General features: G+C 52.6%; 14 protein-coding genes and 1 pseudogene. 8 read left to right on the top strand and 7 right to left on the bottom strand.

The features are described from left to right. The first annotated feature begins 372 nt into the window (after positions 1 to 372). Positions 373 to 1,293, top strand: coding sequence for an alpha/beta fold hydrolase (locus tag QQ91_RS03050; protein ID WP_166279839.1), 921 nt, complete (start codon positions 373 to 375; stop codon positions 1,291 to 1,293). Here the strand turns inward: QQ91_RS03050 and dapB are convergent. Continuing rightward, positions 1,290 to 2,117 (bottom strand): 4-hydroxy-tetrahydrodipicolinate reductase, encoded by an 828-nt coding sequence (gene dapB / locus QQ91_RS03045; protein ID WP_166279837.1) that lies wholly within the window; start codon positions 2,115 to 2,117, stop codon positions 1,290 to 1,292. The genes QQ91_RS03050 and dapB overlap by 4 nt on opposite strands. Positions 2,118 to 2,931: 814 nt before the next feature. Between dapB and QQ91_RS03040 the strand changes: the two genes are divergently transcribed. Beyond that, entirely contained in the window at positions 2,932 to 4,143 is a 1,212-nt protein-coding gene (locus QQ91_RS03040; protein WP_284707153.1) for a LysM peptidoglycan-binding domain-containing M23 family metallopeptidase, read from the top strand. Between the two features lie 159 nt (positions 4,144 to 4,302). On the opposite strand, the gene QQ91_RS03035 is transcribed toward QQ91_RS03040, so the two are convergent. After that, the gene (locus QQ91_RS03035; protein ID WP_166279834.1) at positions 4,303 to 5,073 is read right to left on the bottom strand and encodes an MBL fold metallo-hydrolase; all 771 of its coding nucleotides are present in this window, start codon (positions 5,071 to 5,073) and stop codon (positions 4,303 to 4,305) included. After that, positions 5,060 to 5,668, bottom strand: coding sequence for an anthranilate synthase component II (locus QQ91_RS03030; protein ID WP_166279830.1), 609 nt, complete (start codon positions 5,666 to 5,668; stop codon positions 5,060 to 5,062). The genes QQ91_RS03035 and QQ91_RS03030 overlap by 14 nt, the downstream gene beginning before the upstream one ends. A 271-nt stretch (positions 5,669 to 5,939) precedes the next feature. On the opposite strand from QQ91_RS03030, the gene QQ91_RS03025 reads away from it, so the two are divergent. The 3 genes from QQ91_RS03025 to QQ91_RS03015 are packed head-to-tail and all read left to right on the top strand — an operon-like array spanning position 5,940 to position 8,836. Further along, positions 5,940 to 7,490, top strand: a complete 1,551-nt coding sequence (locus QQ91_RS03025; RefSeq protein ID WP_250833239.1) for a cyclic nucleotide-binding domain-containing protein — start codon at positions 5,940 to 5,942, stop codon at positions 7,488 to 7,490. Between the two features lie 22 nt (positions 7,491 to 7,512). Continuing rightward, positions 7,513 to 8,355, top strand: coding sequence for an alpha/beta fold hydrolase (locus tag QQ91_RS03020; RefSeq protein ID WP_236096049.1), 843 nt, complete (start codon positions 7,513 to 7,515; stop codon positions 8,353 to 8,355). Between the two features lie 49 nt (positions 8,356 to 8,404). Next, positions 8,405 to 8,836, top strand: a complete 432-nt coding sequence (locus QQ91_RS03015; protein ID WP_166279824.1) for a nuclease A inhibitor family protein — start codon at positions 8,405 to 8,407, stop codon at positions 8,834 to 8,836. Here QQ91_RS03015 and QQ91_RS03010 read toward each other — a convergent pair. Both QQ91_RS03010 and QQ91_RS03005 read right to left on the bottom strand, forming a co-directional pair. Next, positions 8,833 to 9,705, bottom strand: a complete 873-nt coding sequence (locus QQ91_RS03010; RefSeq protein WP_201277291.1) for a DNA/RNA non-specific endonuclease — start codon at positions 9,703 to 9,705, stop codon at positions 8,833 to 8,835. The two genes, QQ91_RS03015 and QQ91_RS03010, sit on opposite strands and share 4 nt — an antisense overlap. A gap of 109 nt (positions 9,706 to 9,814) precedes the next feature. Then, positions 9,815 to 10,621 carry a TPM domain-containing protein gene (locus QQ91_RS03005; RefSeq protein WP_166279821.1) on the bottom strand — a complete coding sequence of 269 codons (807 nt, stop codon included), beginning with the start codon at positions 10,619 to 10,621 and terminating at the stop codon, positions 9,815 to 9,817. A gap of 206 nt (positions 10,622 to 10,827) precedes the next feature. On the opposite strand from QQ91_RS03005, the pseudogene QQ91_RS03000 reads away from it, so the two are divergent. Both QQ91_RS03000 and gloB read left to right on the top strand, forming a co-directional pair. Continuing rightward, positions 10,828 to 11,593, top strand: a pseudogene (locus QQ91_RS03000) (zinc ribbon domain-containing protein). Positions 11,594 to 11,775: 182 nt separating this feature from the next. Further along, positions 11,776 to 12,555 (top strand): hydroxyacylglutathione hydrolase, encoded by a 780-nt coding sequence (gene gloB, locus QQ91_RS02995; RefSeq protein WP_166279818.1) that lies wholly within the window; start codon positions 11,776 to 11,778, stop codon positions 12,553 to 12,555. A gap of 50 nt (positions 12,556 to 12,605) precedes the next feature. On the opposite strand, the gene mraY is transcribed toward gloB, so the two are convergent. Together mraY and QQ91_RS02985 are read right to left on the bottom strand one after the other, a co-directional pair. Further along, entirely contained in the window at positions 12,606 to 13,712 is a 1,107-nt protein-coding gene (gene mraY / locus QQ91_RS02990) for a phospho-N-acetylmuramoyl-pentapeptide-transferase (protein ID WP_166279815.1), read from the bottom strand. A gap of 182 nt (positions 13,713 to 13,894) precedes the next feature. Continuing rightward, entirely contained in the window at positions 13,895 to 14,113 is a 219-nt protein-coding gene (locus QQ91_RS02985; protein WP_166279812.1) for a DUF3134 family protein, read from the bottom strand. A gap of 373 nt (positions 14,114 to 14,486) precedes the next feature. On the opposite strand from QQ91_RS02985, the gene QQ91_RS02980 reads away from it, so the two are divergent. Continuing rightward, positions 14,487 to 14,885, top strand: coding sequence for a hypothetical protein (locus tag QQ91_RS02980; protein ID WP_166279809.1), 399 nt, complete (start codon positions 14,487 to 14,489; stop codon positions 14,883 to 14,885). The last annotated feature ends 134 nt before the right edge of the window (positions 14,886 to 15,019 follow it).

Raw genomic sequence — 15,019 nt, 5'->3', positions numbered from 1 at the left:
CCTCGGTTTACGCTCTATTCATGGCTTTACTCAACCCATATATAAAATGAAGGGCCTATTCATATTTTAGTTCGTTATGTTTTTCTAATAAATCCTTCGTTCTGTAACGAGTTCTTTGCAGGGGGGCCTGGAACTCTTGGCCTTAACGATGGATTGGGCAATATCTTAATCAGGTTTGCACCTGTGGCGCAACCGGGAGGGGGGCTGGGGAGACTCAGGGAGCAACCCGCATCCCAGGGATGGGACACTATCCCTGAGATGCCTGATGGGAGAGGGGGAAGCAGGGGGACTGTTGGTTCAAAGGACTGATCGGTCCCCAGACTTTGGGTGTTTGTGTTAGGGATCTAAGAACCTTGAAGATTCTATGTTGCTATGACTTCATCCTTACGTCCCGCCCCTGACTCTCAATATTGGATCTGGCAGGGCCACTCTATCCATTATGTTCAGCAGGGACAAAAGGGACCCTGCTTGCTCTTGGTTCATGGTTTTGGAGCTTCCACTGACCACTGGCGTAAAAATATAGAGGTTTTATCCCGGTCCTGTCGGGTTTGGGCAATTGATCTATTGGGGTTTGGCCGTTCCCAAAAGCCCAGGGTTGGCTATACGGCCCAACTGTGGGTGGATCAGCTCCGCCAGTTTTGCCAGGAGATTGTTGGTGAGCCCATCTATGTGGTGGGCAATTCTCTGGGGGCCTATGTGGCCCTTTGCCTGGGCGTGGACCATGCGGATCAGGTGGAAGGCTTGGTCTTGATTAATTGCGCGGGTCCCTTTAAATCTGCGGCCGAGGCGATCCAATCGACCCGACAGCGATCGGTGCGGCGGCGGCTATTTCAGTTGCCGGGGGTCATTCCCCTAATGAGTTTCTTGGCGTTTCGCTACTTTCGGCGGCGATCGCAAATTCGCAAGACCCTACTGCGGGTCTATCGCGACCCGGCAGCCGTAACGGATCGGTTGGTGGAAGAAATTTATCAACCGGCCTTTGACCCCGGTGCCTTTGGCGTGTTTGCTTCGGTGTTCCAATCTCCGCCGGGACGAACCCTGGATGATCTGTTGGGGAGCCTATCGGTGCCGCTACTGCTGCTGTGGGGCACCGCCGATCCCTGGATGGATGTGGAGAAAGGCCGTAAATGTCAACGCCTCTATCCTCAGGCCGATTTGGAGCTGGTGGAGGCGGGCCACTGCCCCCACGATGAATGTCCTGATCAGGTGAACTCGGTGCTGCAGCAGTGGATTGTTCAGCAGGAGGCTCCCCCGGTCCCTCGAGAACCCACGGTTTCAGGACCGTTTACCTAGATCAGTTTCTCGAGCCCAAAAACCAGGGTTTGAAGTTCGATCACTTTCCGAATGGACAGCAGGACTCCGGGCATGTAACAGGCGCGATCGCTGGTGTCATGTCGCAGGGTGTAGATCTGGCCTGGAGCCCCAAAGAGCACTTCCTGGTGTGCGATCAGGCCCGGTAGCCGGACAGAATGCACGCGAATTTGCTCCCCGACCTTACTGCCGCGGGCACCGGGAAAATGCTCCTTTTCCTCCACCTGGGGGGGATTATAGGTTTTGCCAAGTTCGGAGAGCATTTGCGCTGTCTGGAGTGCGGTTCCACTGGGAGCATCCGCCTTTTGATTGTGATGTAGCTCAATGATTTCCACGTGGTCAAAATACTGAGACGCCTGAACCGCAGCCTGCTGAAGCAACACCATGCCGATGGAAAAGTTTGGAATAATCAAGCAGCCCACATCGGCTTTGTCGGCAAATTCAGCAAGGTCCTTGATCTGTTCCTCGGAAAGCCCCGTGGTTCCCACCACGGGCCTGACCCCGTAGGCGATCGCTGCACGAACATTGTGGTAGACCGAACTGGGATGGGTAAAGTCCACCATTACAGTCTGCCGATGGCTTTGGACCGCAGCGGCTAGGGTTGGCTCCAACTCTTGAGTGATGAACAGGTCCTGTTCCCCCATTCCCACCAGAGTTCCCACGTCAAGGCCCTGAACCTGCGGATTATGATCAATGGCAGCAAACAGCGTCATATCCTCTGCCTGCGTAACGGCCTTGACAACCTCCCGCCCCATTTTGCCGGCGGCTCCATTGACAATTACCGCGATGGTTGAGTCCTGTGTCATTGCATTTCAATCATCCTAAACTCTCCTCATCCTACGTGAATTTCTAAGTGTATTTGCTCTAGGGGGAATATGGCCTCGCTCCTTTGAATTTCTGCAACATTGCGCAGAATTGGCAATGAGGATGGCCCGTAAATGCCGTCGATGATCAGTGAAATAAGCCTTTTTTATGTGTCCCCTTGTGACATCCTGGATCGGGAGTGGGAACTTTACTATTGAGGAGGAAATTTCGTGGAAGAGCAAGTCCATCGATAATCAAGGACTGGTAAGCATTTCAGAGGGTTTTATTCTGTATCACCCATCAAAATATTCCCCATGGGAATGTGAAATTGCTTGCCACCCTGCTAAAAGTTCGATAGCTTATTCGAATGTAAAAAAGCGTAACTGTTTATTTGCATTTGTTAATTTACGAGGTGTTTTTCCCCTCGATGGAACAACGGAAGCTTTTTGAGGTTACATAGGGATGCGATTGACTGCCGTCAGCTGCAAGGCTTTTTAGCCCTTCTCCCCTGACCTCTCGTAAATCTGCTTTATTTTCTTGCCAGAAAAGTAAGATCTAGAGTATTTTTACTTAAAGCTTTTGCCCGGCCTCAGGCTTGGGTCATTACAGGCGGGAAACTGACTCGTTATTATCGATCGTCAATTGTTGTTCCGTGCATGTGAAGTAAAAGTCAGGAGGTCCTCATTGATACGAGAAATTCCGCAGAAGGTCAACGCTCAACCTAGCGTTGTTTGGCTAGGTCAGGGACTGACCCCTCTACGTCGAACTCGTGCGTCAGCTCTAGTGGGATGCTTGTTCGCAGCAGCATTAGGTTCAGTGGTTGCTCCTCAGCAACAGGCGAGTGCGAAGACTGTGCTTCGTGCCGAGCCAATCCAATCTTTAGACTCTCATCGTTTGGCTGATGTTCAGGACCAGTTAAACCTCTCACCTTCTTATCGGTCGCGTCTTGCCTCGGCCAAAAGTATTGCCAATGAACTCAAGCAGACTCGGATTGATAACTTCCACAAGTCGGCTCTTGCCCAATCCGGGGCTGTGGTTCATCAGGTCAGGGATGGCGAAACCTTAGCCTCGATTGCCGAAAAGTATGAGGTCTCCGTCCAGACGCTAGCCGATGCCAATCGGATGATGGACCCAGATTCCATCGTCAGTAAAGAAGCCATTATTGTCCCCACCACCCAGTCCCCTCCTGAAATTCGCAGCGCGCATTCGGCTCCGCTGCTCAACCCTCAGGTGGGAACACAGCCCCAAGGTGTTCTTCCACCTTCGGCCCTTGCCTCTGTGGATGATGGAGCTTCACAGCTCTTAGAGACAGATTTAACGGCAAGTTCTGAGGAGCCAGACCTTATTCTTGCTCGCGTGGCCGATGATCCAGCCTTGGGACTCCCCGATGGTGAGACGTCCCTCACTGCTGAGGACTCCTTGTCTCCTCAGCCCTCTGGAGTTTCTGATGAGTCGCAGATCCAGGTGGCCACCGTTCAGAATCTAGATCTAAAGGGAGACCAAGGTGATCTGCCCGCTGTTCAAAAGCCAGGTCTAGATTTGATTGACATTCCCGTCGCGACCCGTGGGCCCTTGCCCAAGCTGCCCGATCTGGATCTGCCCCCCTTGGTCTCCGACAACTACTTGCCCAGTGAATGGCAGTCTGGTACGGTTCGCTATATCTGGCCTGCCAAGGGGACCTTTACGTCCGGTTTTGGTTGGCGATGGGGGCGTATGCATCGCGGAATTGATATTGCGGCTCCGGTGGGTACGCCGATCACCGCTGCTGCTCCTGGGGTGATTACCTATTCCCAATATAATTCTGGTGGTTTTGGCAATCTAGTTGAAGTCACTCACCCCGATGGAAGCCTAACCCTTTACGCCCACAACAATCGTAATTTAGTGCGGGCGGGTCAATATGTTTCTCAAGGTCAGCAAATTGCTGAGATGGGCAGTACCGGTCGAAGCACTGGACCCCATCTACACTTTGAGTTACACCCAGCCGGCCAGGGTGCGGTTAATCCTGTGGCCCTATTAGGACGAGGTTAAGGCCTGGCTTTCGGGCTGGCTGGTTACCAGTTTTCTGGTGTAACGAGCCGAAAATCCAGAATCAGCACCTTGAAAAGGCAGAAGATTTTAATCTTCTGCCTTTTTTTGGGTGAATTTTCCCTGACTGGATGCTTTTGGGACTCTCTGCCCCGCGAGTCCTTAGCTGTAGGCCATTACCTGTATGACCGGACCACTGCGGGGCAGGGTGTCGGCTTGGAAGGTTAAACTGCTGCGTCCCGTGCGGTTGATGGTCCGACCACTCATTAACTCTAAAAACTTATCCACGGATTCGAGATCGCAAAGCTCTGGGTTGGCAGCAGCAGTGAGGTAATGCATGGGAATGACGACTTTGGGTTGAAGAGTGTCAATGGCTTGCTTGGCCTCCTCGGCCGTATAGGCTTTTTCGCTGCCGCCAACGGGAATAAATAACAGGTCCGGTTGGCCCATGAGAATTTTTTGCTCAATGCCAATTTCGGAGGCAATCCCACCCAGGTGCAAAATATTAATACCGGCTTGCTGCCATTTCCAGGCGACGTTGGTGCCGAAGCGATAGCCATTGTAGCGGTCGTGCAGGGTGCGGATGCCCTGGACGCTGAGACCATTGGGGCGATAGGTTCCCGGTTCAAATAGTAACTTGGGCTGTCCAGGCAGGTTCTCGATGGCCCCTTCATCTAGGAGTCGACTGCTGATGAAGACTAAATCTGCGGTCACATTTGGCGCGCGATAGTTTGCAGTGCATCCGGCCGGTTGAAAGGGATTAATGAGTATCCGATTGCCGCTGCCCCTCAGCAGAAAACAGCTGTGTCCTAGCCACTCCACCGTCAATGAGCCAGCCGACTGAGCTCTGGCGCTGATTTGGGGGACTAAAGCTGTGCTCAGGGCGGAAATGACGCTCAGTTGAGTGAGACGAAAAAATTTACGACGATGCATGCTGTTCTTGTACCTGATCTAAGAAATTCTGGAGAAGCTGTTTTCCGGAAGTTGTGAGAATGCTCTCTGGATGAAACTGGACGCCCTGGATCCAGGGGTAGTTCCGATGTTGAACGCCCATGATGGTGCCATCGGCGGTCCAAGCCGTGATTTCAAGTGTATCGGGGCAGGTTTGGGGATCAATCACCAGGCTGTGGTACCGAGTCGCTACAAAGGGATTCTGCAGATCTTTAAACACGCCGCTGCTGTTGTGAAAAATTTCCGACGTTTTACCATGCATGAGTTCTGGGGCTCGGATAATATCGCCTCCAAAAACTTCCCCGATGCTCTGATGCCCTAAGCAGACGCCAAGGATGGGAGTCTTAGGACCTAGATGCTGGATGAGTTGCATGGATATCCCCGCATCCTCGGGACGGCCCGGACCGGGTGAAATAATGATGGCATCTGGGTTAAGGGCTTTGACCTCCTCCAGATTGATTTTGTCGTTGCGATACACGTTTAAGTCTTTGGCGATGTCAACCGCTAGACCTAGTTCTCCGAGGTATTGAACCAGGTTGTAGGTGAAACTGTCGTAATTATCAACGACCAAAATCAAGGGTGTCACTCCTAAGTGGTTTTCAAGGATACTTTAATATATCAATCGGAACTCCCCGTCGAGGCATTCCTGGTATCGATCCGTTTTCCTCCGCCCTATGCGCTTGATTGAAGGATTGCTAATAGCTGCCATCATACTTTGTGGGGCAGCAGGAATTGATTGGCTATTGAGGTGGTGGCTGCAACGGCTGCGACGGCAGTATTTTAGCAGGATTCAAGGGAGCCCAACCCCACTTGGCTCAGGTCAGTCCGATGTGTCAAGACTTGATCTAGTGTTGAACATTGCTCTGGGTGGGATGCGATTGCTGCTGTGGATTTATGCTTTATTGGTTGGAATACGGCAGATTCCCCAGCTAGCTTCCTGGACCTCCGAAATAGAATCCTGGCTAAGCCAGATTCCCAGGCTGATTTATCGAGCCTTTAGTTTGGGCCTGATTGATTTTGGGGATGGCAATCGCATTACTTTGTTGACCCTGCTAACCGTGGTGGCGATCGCGGTGCTGATTTTTCTGGGGTCTAATCTGCTTGGGCGATGGCTTCGACAGAAAATCCTCAGCCGGACTCGGATTGAGCGTGGTTCCCAAGAAGCGATCTCGGCTCTGGTGTCCTACGGAATTGCAATTTTTAGCTTCATTATTCTGCTGCAATCGGTGGGTTTAAACCTTAGTTCGTTGACCGTGTTTGCTGGGGTGATTGGAATTGGGTTTGGTTTGGGGCTGCAGGAACTGGCAAAAAATTTCGTCAGCGGCTTAACCCTGCTATTTGAGCAGCAGCTGCGAGTGGGAGACTTTGTCCAGGTGGAGGACATTTTGGGAACGATTGAGGCCATCTCAATTCGATCCACGATTATTCGAACCCAAGATCGCCTTTATGTGGTTCTCCCAAACCATCGCTTTTTTGATAATAATGTGGTCAATTGGACCTATCGCTCACGCGAGAGTCGAATTCATCTTCCGGTGAATGTTGCCTACGGCACGGACACGATTTTAGTGACGGAAACCTTGCTCTCGGTGGCTCGAATGGAGCCGCGAGTCCTGTCTTTTCCCGCCCCGAAGGTCTGGTTTAAGAGTTTTGGGGAGAGTGCCTATGAATTTGAGCTGTTGGCTTGGATTAATCAGCCGCAAGAAGTTGACCCTATCAAAAGCGCCTTAAATTATTTAATTGAGCAGGAGTTCAAGCGGCGCAACATCGTGATTCCCTTTCCTCAACGGGAACTCTGGATTCGCAGGGAGTCGGCTATTTACACCGAATCCTTGCCAGAGGTGATGATGAGTGGCGCCCCGCTAACCTCCAAAAGTGTTGCCCCCTCGGTGGCGCCTCTGAACAAGCGGACGCTCAGATACCTCTTGCGTAATGTGAGCTATTTTCAGCATTGTTCCAATGCACAATTACTTTTACTCATTGAAGAGGGTTTTCGCCAGCTTTTTGAAGCTAGGCAGATCATCTGCCGTGAGAATGATCTGGGAGAGTGTTTTTATTTGATTTTGGCTGGACAGGTGGAGGTTTACTCGGAGAAACTGGGTCAGGTTTTAGCGACCCTGGGGCAAGGCGAGTTTTTTGGGGAGATTTCCTTGTTTACGGGCGTTCCTCGCTCAGCAACCGTGCGATCTTTAGAGGAAACGACTCTGTTTGTGGTGAATCGACTGGCGCTGCAGAAGCTATTGCAGGACTATCAAGAACTGGCTGAACATATCGCTCAGGCGCTCTCCCAGCGTCAGCAAGTGCTGGAGGAGTTAGGGTTGACCCAAACCTTCGGAACTCAGGAGTGCGAGCTGCCGCTGTTTAATATTCGGCAGCGGATTAAAACGCTTTTTGGTCTTTAGCCGGAGAGGATGATCTCAACCCATGATGTCTACACAAGTTCTCCATCTCAATCCCTATCAGGTGCATTATCGAGAATGGGGGCGGGGGCAACCGCTGTTGCTCCTCCACGGGTTTTTCGGCAGTGGTCAAAACTGGGAGGCTTTGGCGGGGTTGCTGGGGGATCAATTCCACTGTTTTGCGCCGGATCTGTTGGGGTTTGGCCAGTCTTCGAAACCCAGTTTAAAGTACACCGTTTGGCATCAGGTTGATTTTATTCGTGCCTTTGTCCAGGCCCTTGGATTGTCTCACTATTCTGTGGTGGGGCATTCCTATGGGGGTTGGACGGCGGCGGCCTGTGCCCTGCACATGAAGGATATTGCTCACTTGACGCTCATTGCTCCTGCTGGAATTCGAGATGATGAATTTGTGGGACGTTATCGCTATATGCGTCCGCTGCTCTGGCAATCGCCCTGGGTGGATTGGGGATTACGAGCCATTGCTCCGGTGGGGCGCTGGTTGGGACAGGCCGCAACGGTGGAAATGTTGCTGAAGGTGAGAACGGCTCTGACAGAACAGCCGGTGGCGCGATCTTTCCTGTGCGATCGCCTTCGACCTGAAGATGCCATTGACACCCTGGAAAAGGATCTGCACCACATCCAGGTTCCGGCTCTGGTGATTGCCGGGGGGGAAGATAAGGTGATTCCCCTTTGGCACTGTCAAACCTTTGCGGCCGGTATTGCCAAGGCGAAGTATCACCTGCTGCCCAAGGCTGGCCATGATCTGATTCAAACCCATGCAGCCGTCATTGCAGAGATTTTACTGGCGGACTGTGATCGAGCTGTTTTTTCGGAGGATTTGGCTGTGGAAGTGCCGCCGGAGGTTTGATCTGCTGAGTCTCAAGATTTTTACACTAGCCTTGGGGGGGCCTGGGAAAATGGTCTGGAGCGAAAAGGAGGTTTCCATGGTGTCCGAGGATGAAGCGCGACTGGCAAAATTGCGAGCCGCGGTCGAGGATTTGTGGTGGATGAGCGAAACCGATGCTCCCTTTGAGGTATGGGTCTGGGATGGAGTTCAGCCCTTTGAGGCTCAAAGTCTGAGGCAGCAGATGGGATATGCCCCCATGACTCCGATGCAGGTGATCTCCCTGGCGGATTTTTTTGCCCCGGTGCTGGTGCCTAAACCCTGGCATCGGCAGGCAGAGGGCCAGGTCCTGCAGCGCTATGAGCAGCTCTACAAGCTCCTGTTGCAAGTCTTGGATTCCGTCAAGGTCTATCGGATTGGGGACAGGCAGCTAGATGTGTATATTGTGGGGCGATCGCCAACGGGAACCTGGATGGGACTCCGAACGCAAGCTATCGAGACCTAGGGAATGATCGGCTCCGGTGCAGATTTTGGTTTAAGGATTGGAAATCGCTGGCGCTCTAGATTCTTCTGGAGTTTGGTGGGGATGCGAGAGAGCAGGTTGAGGCCGGTTGCAGCCTCAATTTGATCAACCGTGACCTGATAGTCTTGCCAGGGGCGATCGCGGATGCCTTGCGCATTGGGCATGTCTACGGCAATGAGGGTGGTTTGGGAATCAATCTGACGCGGGGTGACCGGCTGCTTGCCGTCCAGACTATTGACCCGAACAATGACTTTCCATAGACGGGCTGGCGGCACCAGCTTGCCCCCAGCCACCGCCGGACGCTCGCCGTATCCCCCTGCGAGAATATACAGGGACTGACCGGATTGTACCCAGGTGCGACAGTCTTTTTCTAGTTCTACCCAGGGACCTTGGTTATTATCGGGGGCCTGGGGCATGATATTTGTCATCAAAAAGGTGGATGAGTTGTCCTCAACGGTCCGAGTGCGATCGCTGGAAGGCACCCAATGACCACGGTCGTACCCTGTTCGTCGGTAATCACTGGGAAAGATCGGCGGCCAGTCCGGGGGAAGGCCGGGATCGGGCCGAAAGTCATTTTGCCGATCCACCTCCCCCAGCCAGGTTTGATTGAGTTGCCAACTGACCCAGCGGGCGCGCCCCAGTTTCTGGCTGTAGGCGAGGGCGTACTGAGGCTTAATCTGAAGATAATTGTCTGTCCTGCTGGCCCTGGGCTGGGCATGGGTGGGATTGCCTAAACTCAGATGCGTGCTGTGAGAGTCCCGCAATTGGCATCCCATTACGCTGCTTAAACTCAGCAGCAGCACCATCATCCCTGCAATTGATTGCCACCGTCTTAGGGTCCAGCTTGCCATCTCAATGAAAGAGCCGAGGAGGCAGAAATCTGTCCATATTTAAGCTCTATTTAAGCTGTCCCTATCTTACCGGCTTTGTGCTGCCACAGGCTGAATATCCAACCTAACTCTAATCTAAGGCATCCGATGCCGGCTCCGGTCCTAGCCATTGGGTCATGTAAGCGCCCAGAAATCCAAGCAAAAAACCGCCAATATTGCGCACTAGGGGAACCCAATCGCTGGTGCGGGTGACAACGGGGCCAATGCCAAAGGAAATAAATAACATTCCCCAGAGGGGCGAAAAAATTAAGGCCCATTGCCAGGCAAACACCTGGTCAGGCTTGCGAGGCCGACCGGCAAATCCACAGATAATGCCTCCGGCCAAGGAGGTGATGAGGGTGAAAATCCACTGCTCCTGCGGTAATCCTGGCACAACATTGCAGCCTCCCTTGGCTAGACATCCCTGCACGGCCCCCAAGGCCTGCAAAATGGATTGGTCTTCTCCTTCATCACGCACAAAATACTGGTTGCCAAATCGAGTTTGCAGCTCTACCCAGAAGGTGCGGGGAAGTAACTGGTAGACCTCTTCTCCCACACTGAAGTTCAAGATGTTGCCACCTCGCGCGTCGGCAACTAAGAGAACGCTCTTTTCGTCAAGCTGCCAATAGTCTTTTACGGCTCGACCGGGAGTTTCATCGCGCTGAGTGAGGACCCTCAGCTTCCATCCGGTTTCCCGCTCAAAGGTATTGATGGTGTCTTCGAGTTGTGCCGCTTGAGTCTTGGTGAGCGCCTTCGTTAGATCCAGGACTGGCGTTTGGAAATCTGGTAACAGTTCTGGATTGTCGAAGGCCTGGGCCAGTGAACCTGGAACCCAAAGAACCAAGCACAGTAACAGGGCCACCGTCACTTTCGCCAGAGCGTTAACACGAAGCTTCATAGGAGGTGCTCTTAACACTTGTTTACGTTTTCTCATCATACCGTACCTTTCTTCCTCATTTCCAAGGTTTGCCTGCTGTTTACAAGTTCTATCGAAATTCTTCGCAGTACACCAGCCACAACTAAACGCTTGGCTGGGGGTGTAGCGGAGCGCGACCACAGGGAGAAATCTATACAGTTTTGTTGTATGGCGTAGATACGCTAAATATGACCTGGGAATTCAAGTTAGAGCCGACTGCCGAGCAGATTTCAGAGATTGAGCACATTCTGGATCTGTGCCGCAATGTCTGGAACTTTGCGCTCCCGCAGCGCAAAGACTGGCTAAATTCTCGCAAGTTACCCGTGAATGCTTGTTCGATTCAGCAAGCGTTTATCTTGCCAGCAGATGCGCCCTTCCCGAATTACCACGTTCAGGCAAAGCGGTTGACTGCGGCCAAGGCTAACTTCCCTGCAAACTGGCTGAAGCTCCATAAGAAGATTGGGAGAGTCCATCAACGCATTGCCGATACTCGAAAAGACTGGCATTTCAAGCTGGCGCATCACCTCTGCGACGGTGCAGGGATGATTTCCGGGGAAGACTTGGACTTCCGGATTATGGCCAAAGGGATGCTGGGTCAGCATCCGTTGGATGCAGGATTAGGGCAGTTCATCCATCAAATCCTGCCTGGGGTGTGCTTCAAGCGAGAGGTGTATTACGGCAAGGTTGACCCAAGAGGGACGAGTCAGGACTGTCTTGATTGTGGTGCCGCAGTCAAAAAAAGACTTGAGCGTGAGAGTGCATCAGTGCCCTAGTTGTGGCTCAACTAAGCCGAGGGATGTTGCAGTAGCGTAAGTGATCTGTAGCCGTGGGCAACGGCAAATAGAAAATGCTTGTGGAGGGGATGGGGCGGGGACTGGGGTTCCTCAGCCTAGCGGTCACCGGTTGAAGCAGGCAATCTTTGGGGCGACCCCAGGAATCTCTCTCTGTACCTGAAAGTTCAACCTGAAAGCTCAGAGGGAGAGGATGTCAAGAACGGGTTGGCGATCGCAAGGTCAGCGCCACCCCAGGGCAAAACACTCCAGGAATAACGGACGGTTTTTTCTGCCTCTGTTTCCCGTTGAGGGGCACTCCATCCTAGGATGAGTCCAGGATTTTGTTTTTGGGGAAGGCCTGTGATGGAAATCAAGCTGATTCCAGTGTTATCCGACAACTATATTTTTCTTTTACACGACCCCCTGCGGCATGAAGCGGTGGTGATTGATCCAGCCCTGGCCGATCCGGTTTTGGTTCAGCTCTCGATCTGGGGAGCGCGGCTTACGGCAATTTGGAACACGCACCACCATGGGGACCACGTGGGGGGGAATCGGGACCTGATCCGCGCTTTTCCAGACCTGGTGGTTTACGGGAGTCAATACGATGTCACCTTGGGGCGGATTCCAGGGGGGACGGTGAGTCTAAAAGAGGGGGATCGCGTTGAATTTGCGAAGTGTTGCGCTGATGTGATGCATGTGCCGGGGCATACCCTGGGACACCTTGCCTATTATTTTCCCCCAGGGACAGCCTCCGCCCAGGGAGACTTGTTTTGTGGAGATACCCTCTTTGCCGGAGGCTGCGGACGACTCTTTGAGGGATCTGCGGCCCAGATGCTGATCGCCTTAAACCGCTTTCGCCACCTTCCCCCCCAAACTCGCCTTTGGTGTGCCCACGAATATACGTTGAATAACCTTCGATTTGCCCTAACCCTTGAGCCCGATCATCCGGCTCTCAATCATCGATTGGCGACCGTGCAGGCGCTGCGATCCGTTGGGAGCGCGACGATTCCCTCGACTCTGGATGTGGAATTGCAAACCAATCCTTTTTTGCGGTGGGATTCTCTGGCTTTGATGCAGGCGGTTCATTGCCAAGAACCCCTCGCCACCTTTGCCGAAATACGGCACCGGAAGGACCGATTTTAGGGTGGAGTTTGTCCGAAGTCCTGGAGGGAGGCTTCAAGGACGGGTGGGGCTTAACGGAGTTGATCTAGACCCACTGAGAAGGCGGCTAACCCCAACCCCACCAGATAGAATACCCCAACCACCTTGGTTTCCGGCCATCCTGATAATTCGTAGTGGTGATGGAGAGGCGCCATTTTCAACAGCCGTTGACCGACGCCGTTGCTATCTTTGGTCGCCTTATAAAACAGCACTTGGGCAATGACCGATACAGACTCGGCTAAGAACAAGCCGCTGAGGATCAGTAAGGCCCACAGATTATTAGAAGTCAGCCCCACAGCTGCCAGTCCAGCCCCCAGGGCGAGGGACCCGGTATCCCCCATGAAGACTCGGGCCGGGTTGTGGTTATGACTTAAGAAGCCGAGGCACCCTCCCCCTAGACAGGCGCAGAAAATTTGTAAATCGGGATCGGTGGGGGCCACTATCAGGGCAAGGCCTAAAAAGGCGATCGCGGCTGTCCCTGCGGCAAGGCCGTCCATTCCATCGGTCAAGTTCACCGCATTGGACTCCGCTGCCACCACGAAAATGGCAAGCAAGGCAAAGAAAATGCCTAGGGAAAGGGAAAGCCCAAAGGGCAGTTGAACCGTCGCGATCGCGGGTTGGCTCCACAACAACCAAGCCGTAAAGGCCCCCCCTGAGACAATCTCAATTCCCAAGCGGAGCTTCGCGGAAATCCCGCGATTGGACTTTTTGAGCAGGACCTGGAGATCATCTACCCAGCCGAGTCCTCCCAGGGTGAGGGTTAGCAGGCCGCTGGCGATAAGATTAGGGGTGACCTTTCCTACTCCCACAGCGCAAAGAACTATACTCATTCCCAAACCCACCGGAATAAAAAATACTCCGCCCATGGTGGGTGTTCCGGCCTTTTGCAGATGCTGCTGAGGACCATCCTCGCGAATCACCTGGCCTGCCTTTAACTGCTTTAATAGGGGAACCACCCATAGTCCCAAAATGGACGTGACCAGCGCAGTTACCACAAAGGGCAGCGTGATCGAAGTGAGGGGGGTCAAAAATCGTCCCGACAGCGCATCTGCTCCAACGGTGATGGCTAGCAGCCCAAGGCACAGGCCCACGTACAGTCCTTTTCCTGATATCAACGGTGCTTGCTCCGAAACCTGCATCTTTTAATTTGAAAACTTGAACGTACTCCGCTCTGAATATCTAAGGGTCAATCCTGCAAAGCAACGATCCTGCAAAGCAACGATGGATCACTCTCCCGGATCGTTGCCTTTAGATTGTTGCCGCAGGCTTGTACAAAAGAGGATTGAAATTACGCTTTCTCCCCCTCAAGTTTTCCATTCAGCTATGCATCGTCATCTTCATCAATGTAGTCATCGGAATCACCCATCAGGGCGTTGATTTCCTCAATTTCCTCCTCTTCCGTGTTCTTCGGTTCCACAACTTCCCGATCCATTAAGCGCCCGGTGCCCTCTAACCAAGTTAGGATAGACGCCTTAGTATTGGGTGGAATTACGGGAGCAAGTTCAGATAAGGCTTGCTGTCTTAATGATGGATTTTGCATAGCAGTGAAGTCTCAATCAGGGCCTTCTATTTTGAATGCGAACAAGCGAGCAAACCATTATACCAAAATTACTACGCCCTAGATTCTGCAGTCATCATCCTCCCCATTATCCCAGCGCGTTGCTCCTATCGCCCCAGGGCTAAGAGGTTGTGAAGTGATGTGAGACCAACGGTGTGTGCTCAGAAAGAGTCACGTCACTGTGCTGCTGGACTGGAATGTTTTGAGTCTTTTCCGTGCTGTGGTTTCACTGTGACGCTGCACGCAAGAGAGACAAAAAATACCAGTTCTAATATTTGGGTGGGAGGACGATGCCGACCTATAATTTTCCCTTGAAGGGTTGGGCGTCTGCCCACTGGTTATCTGAGGTAAATTTGTGTCAGAAGATGTCCGTCATATTCTTCGAATGCTCTCTGCGGGGGATATTCCCACGGGCTTAAGCTCGCTCGCCAAAAGAGCTACAAGCAAGCTTGAATATCAGTTGCAAATTGAGGCGCTGCTGAGCGCTGCCCATCAACAGCTGAAAGGTGAGCAGCATGAATTTGTGGTGTCCTTACTGACTCGTTTACAGTCCTTGGGGCAGAGTTCCCATCCGGACTCGGCAATGTATGCCGCGGAGGAAGATCTCTACCGGCAACTCGATCTGTGGAGCCAAGCCGAAGAGGTTCCTAATCGCTGGCAGGTTGCGCGTCGCATCATTGAAATTGCACGACACCATGGCGTCAACGCCAAAGATCTAAATCGGCATTCCCAGGGACTGATTGGCGAGTGCTAAGCAACTGTCATTCTCATTCACTCTCATTCTCGCACCGCAATCCCAGCGGTTAAGGTTTCATTTCAAAAGAATAAGAGAGATGCGGGAATGAGGAGAGAGGTTAGCGAAATCACGAAGAGGTCGTTGAGGATGAG

It is taken from the genome of Lyngbya confervoides BDU141951 (genome assembly GCF_000817775.3).
GTDB classification, from domain to species: domain Bacteria; phylum Cyanobacteriota; class Cyanobacteriia; order Thermosynechococcales; family Thermosynechococcaceae; genus Lyngbya; species Lyngbya confervoides.
This window is presented reverse-complemented; position numbering and strand designations above follow the sequence as displayed.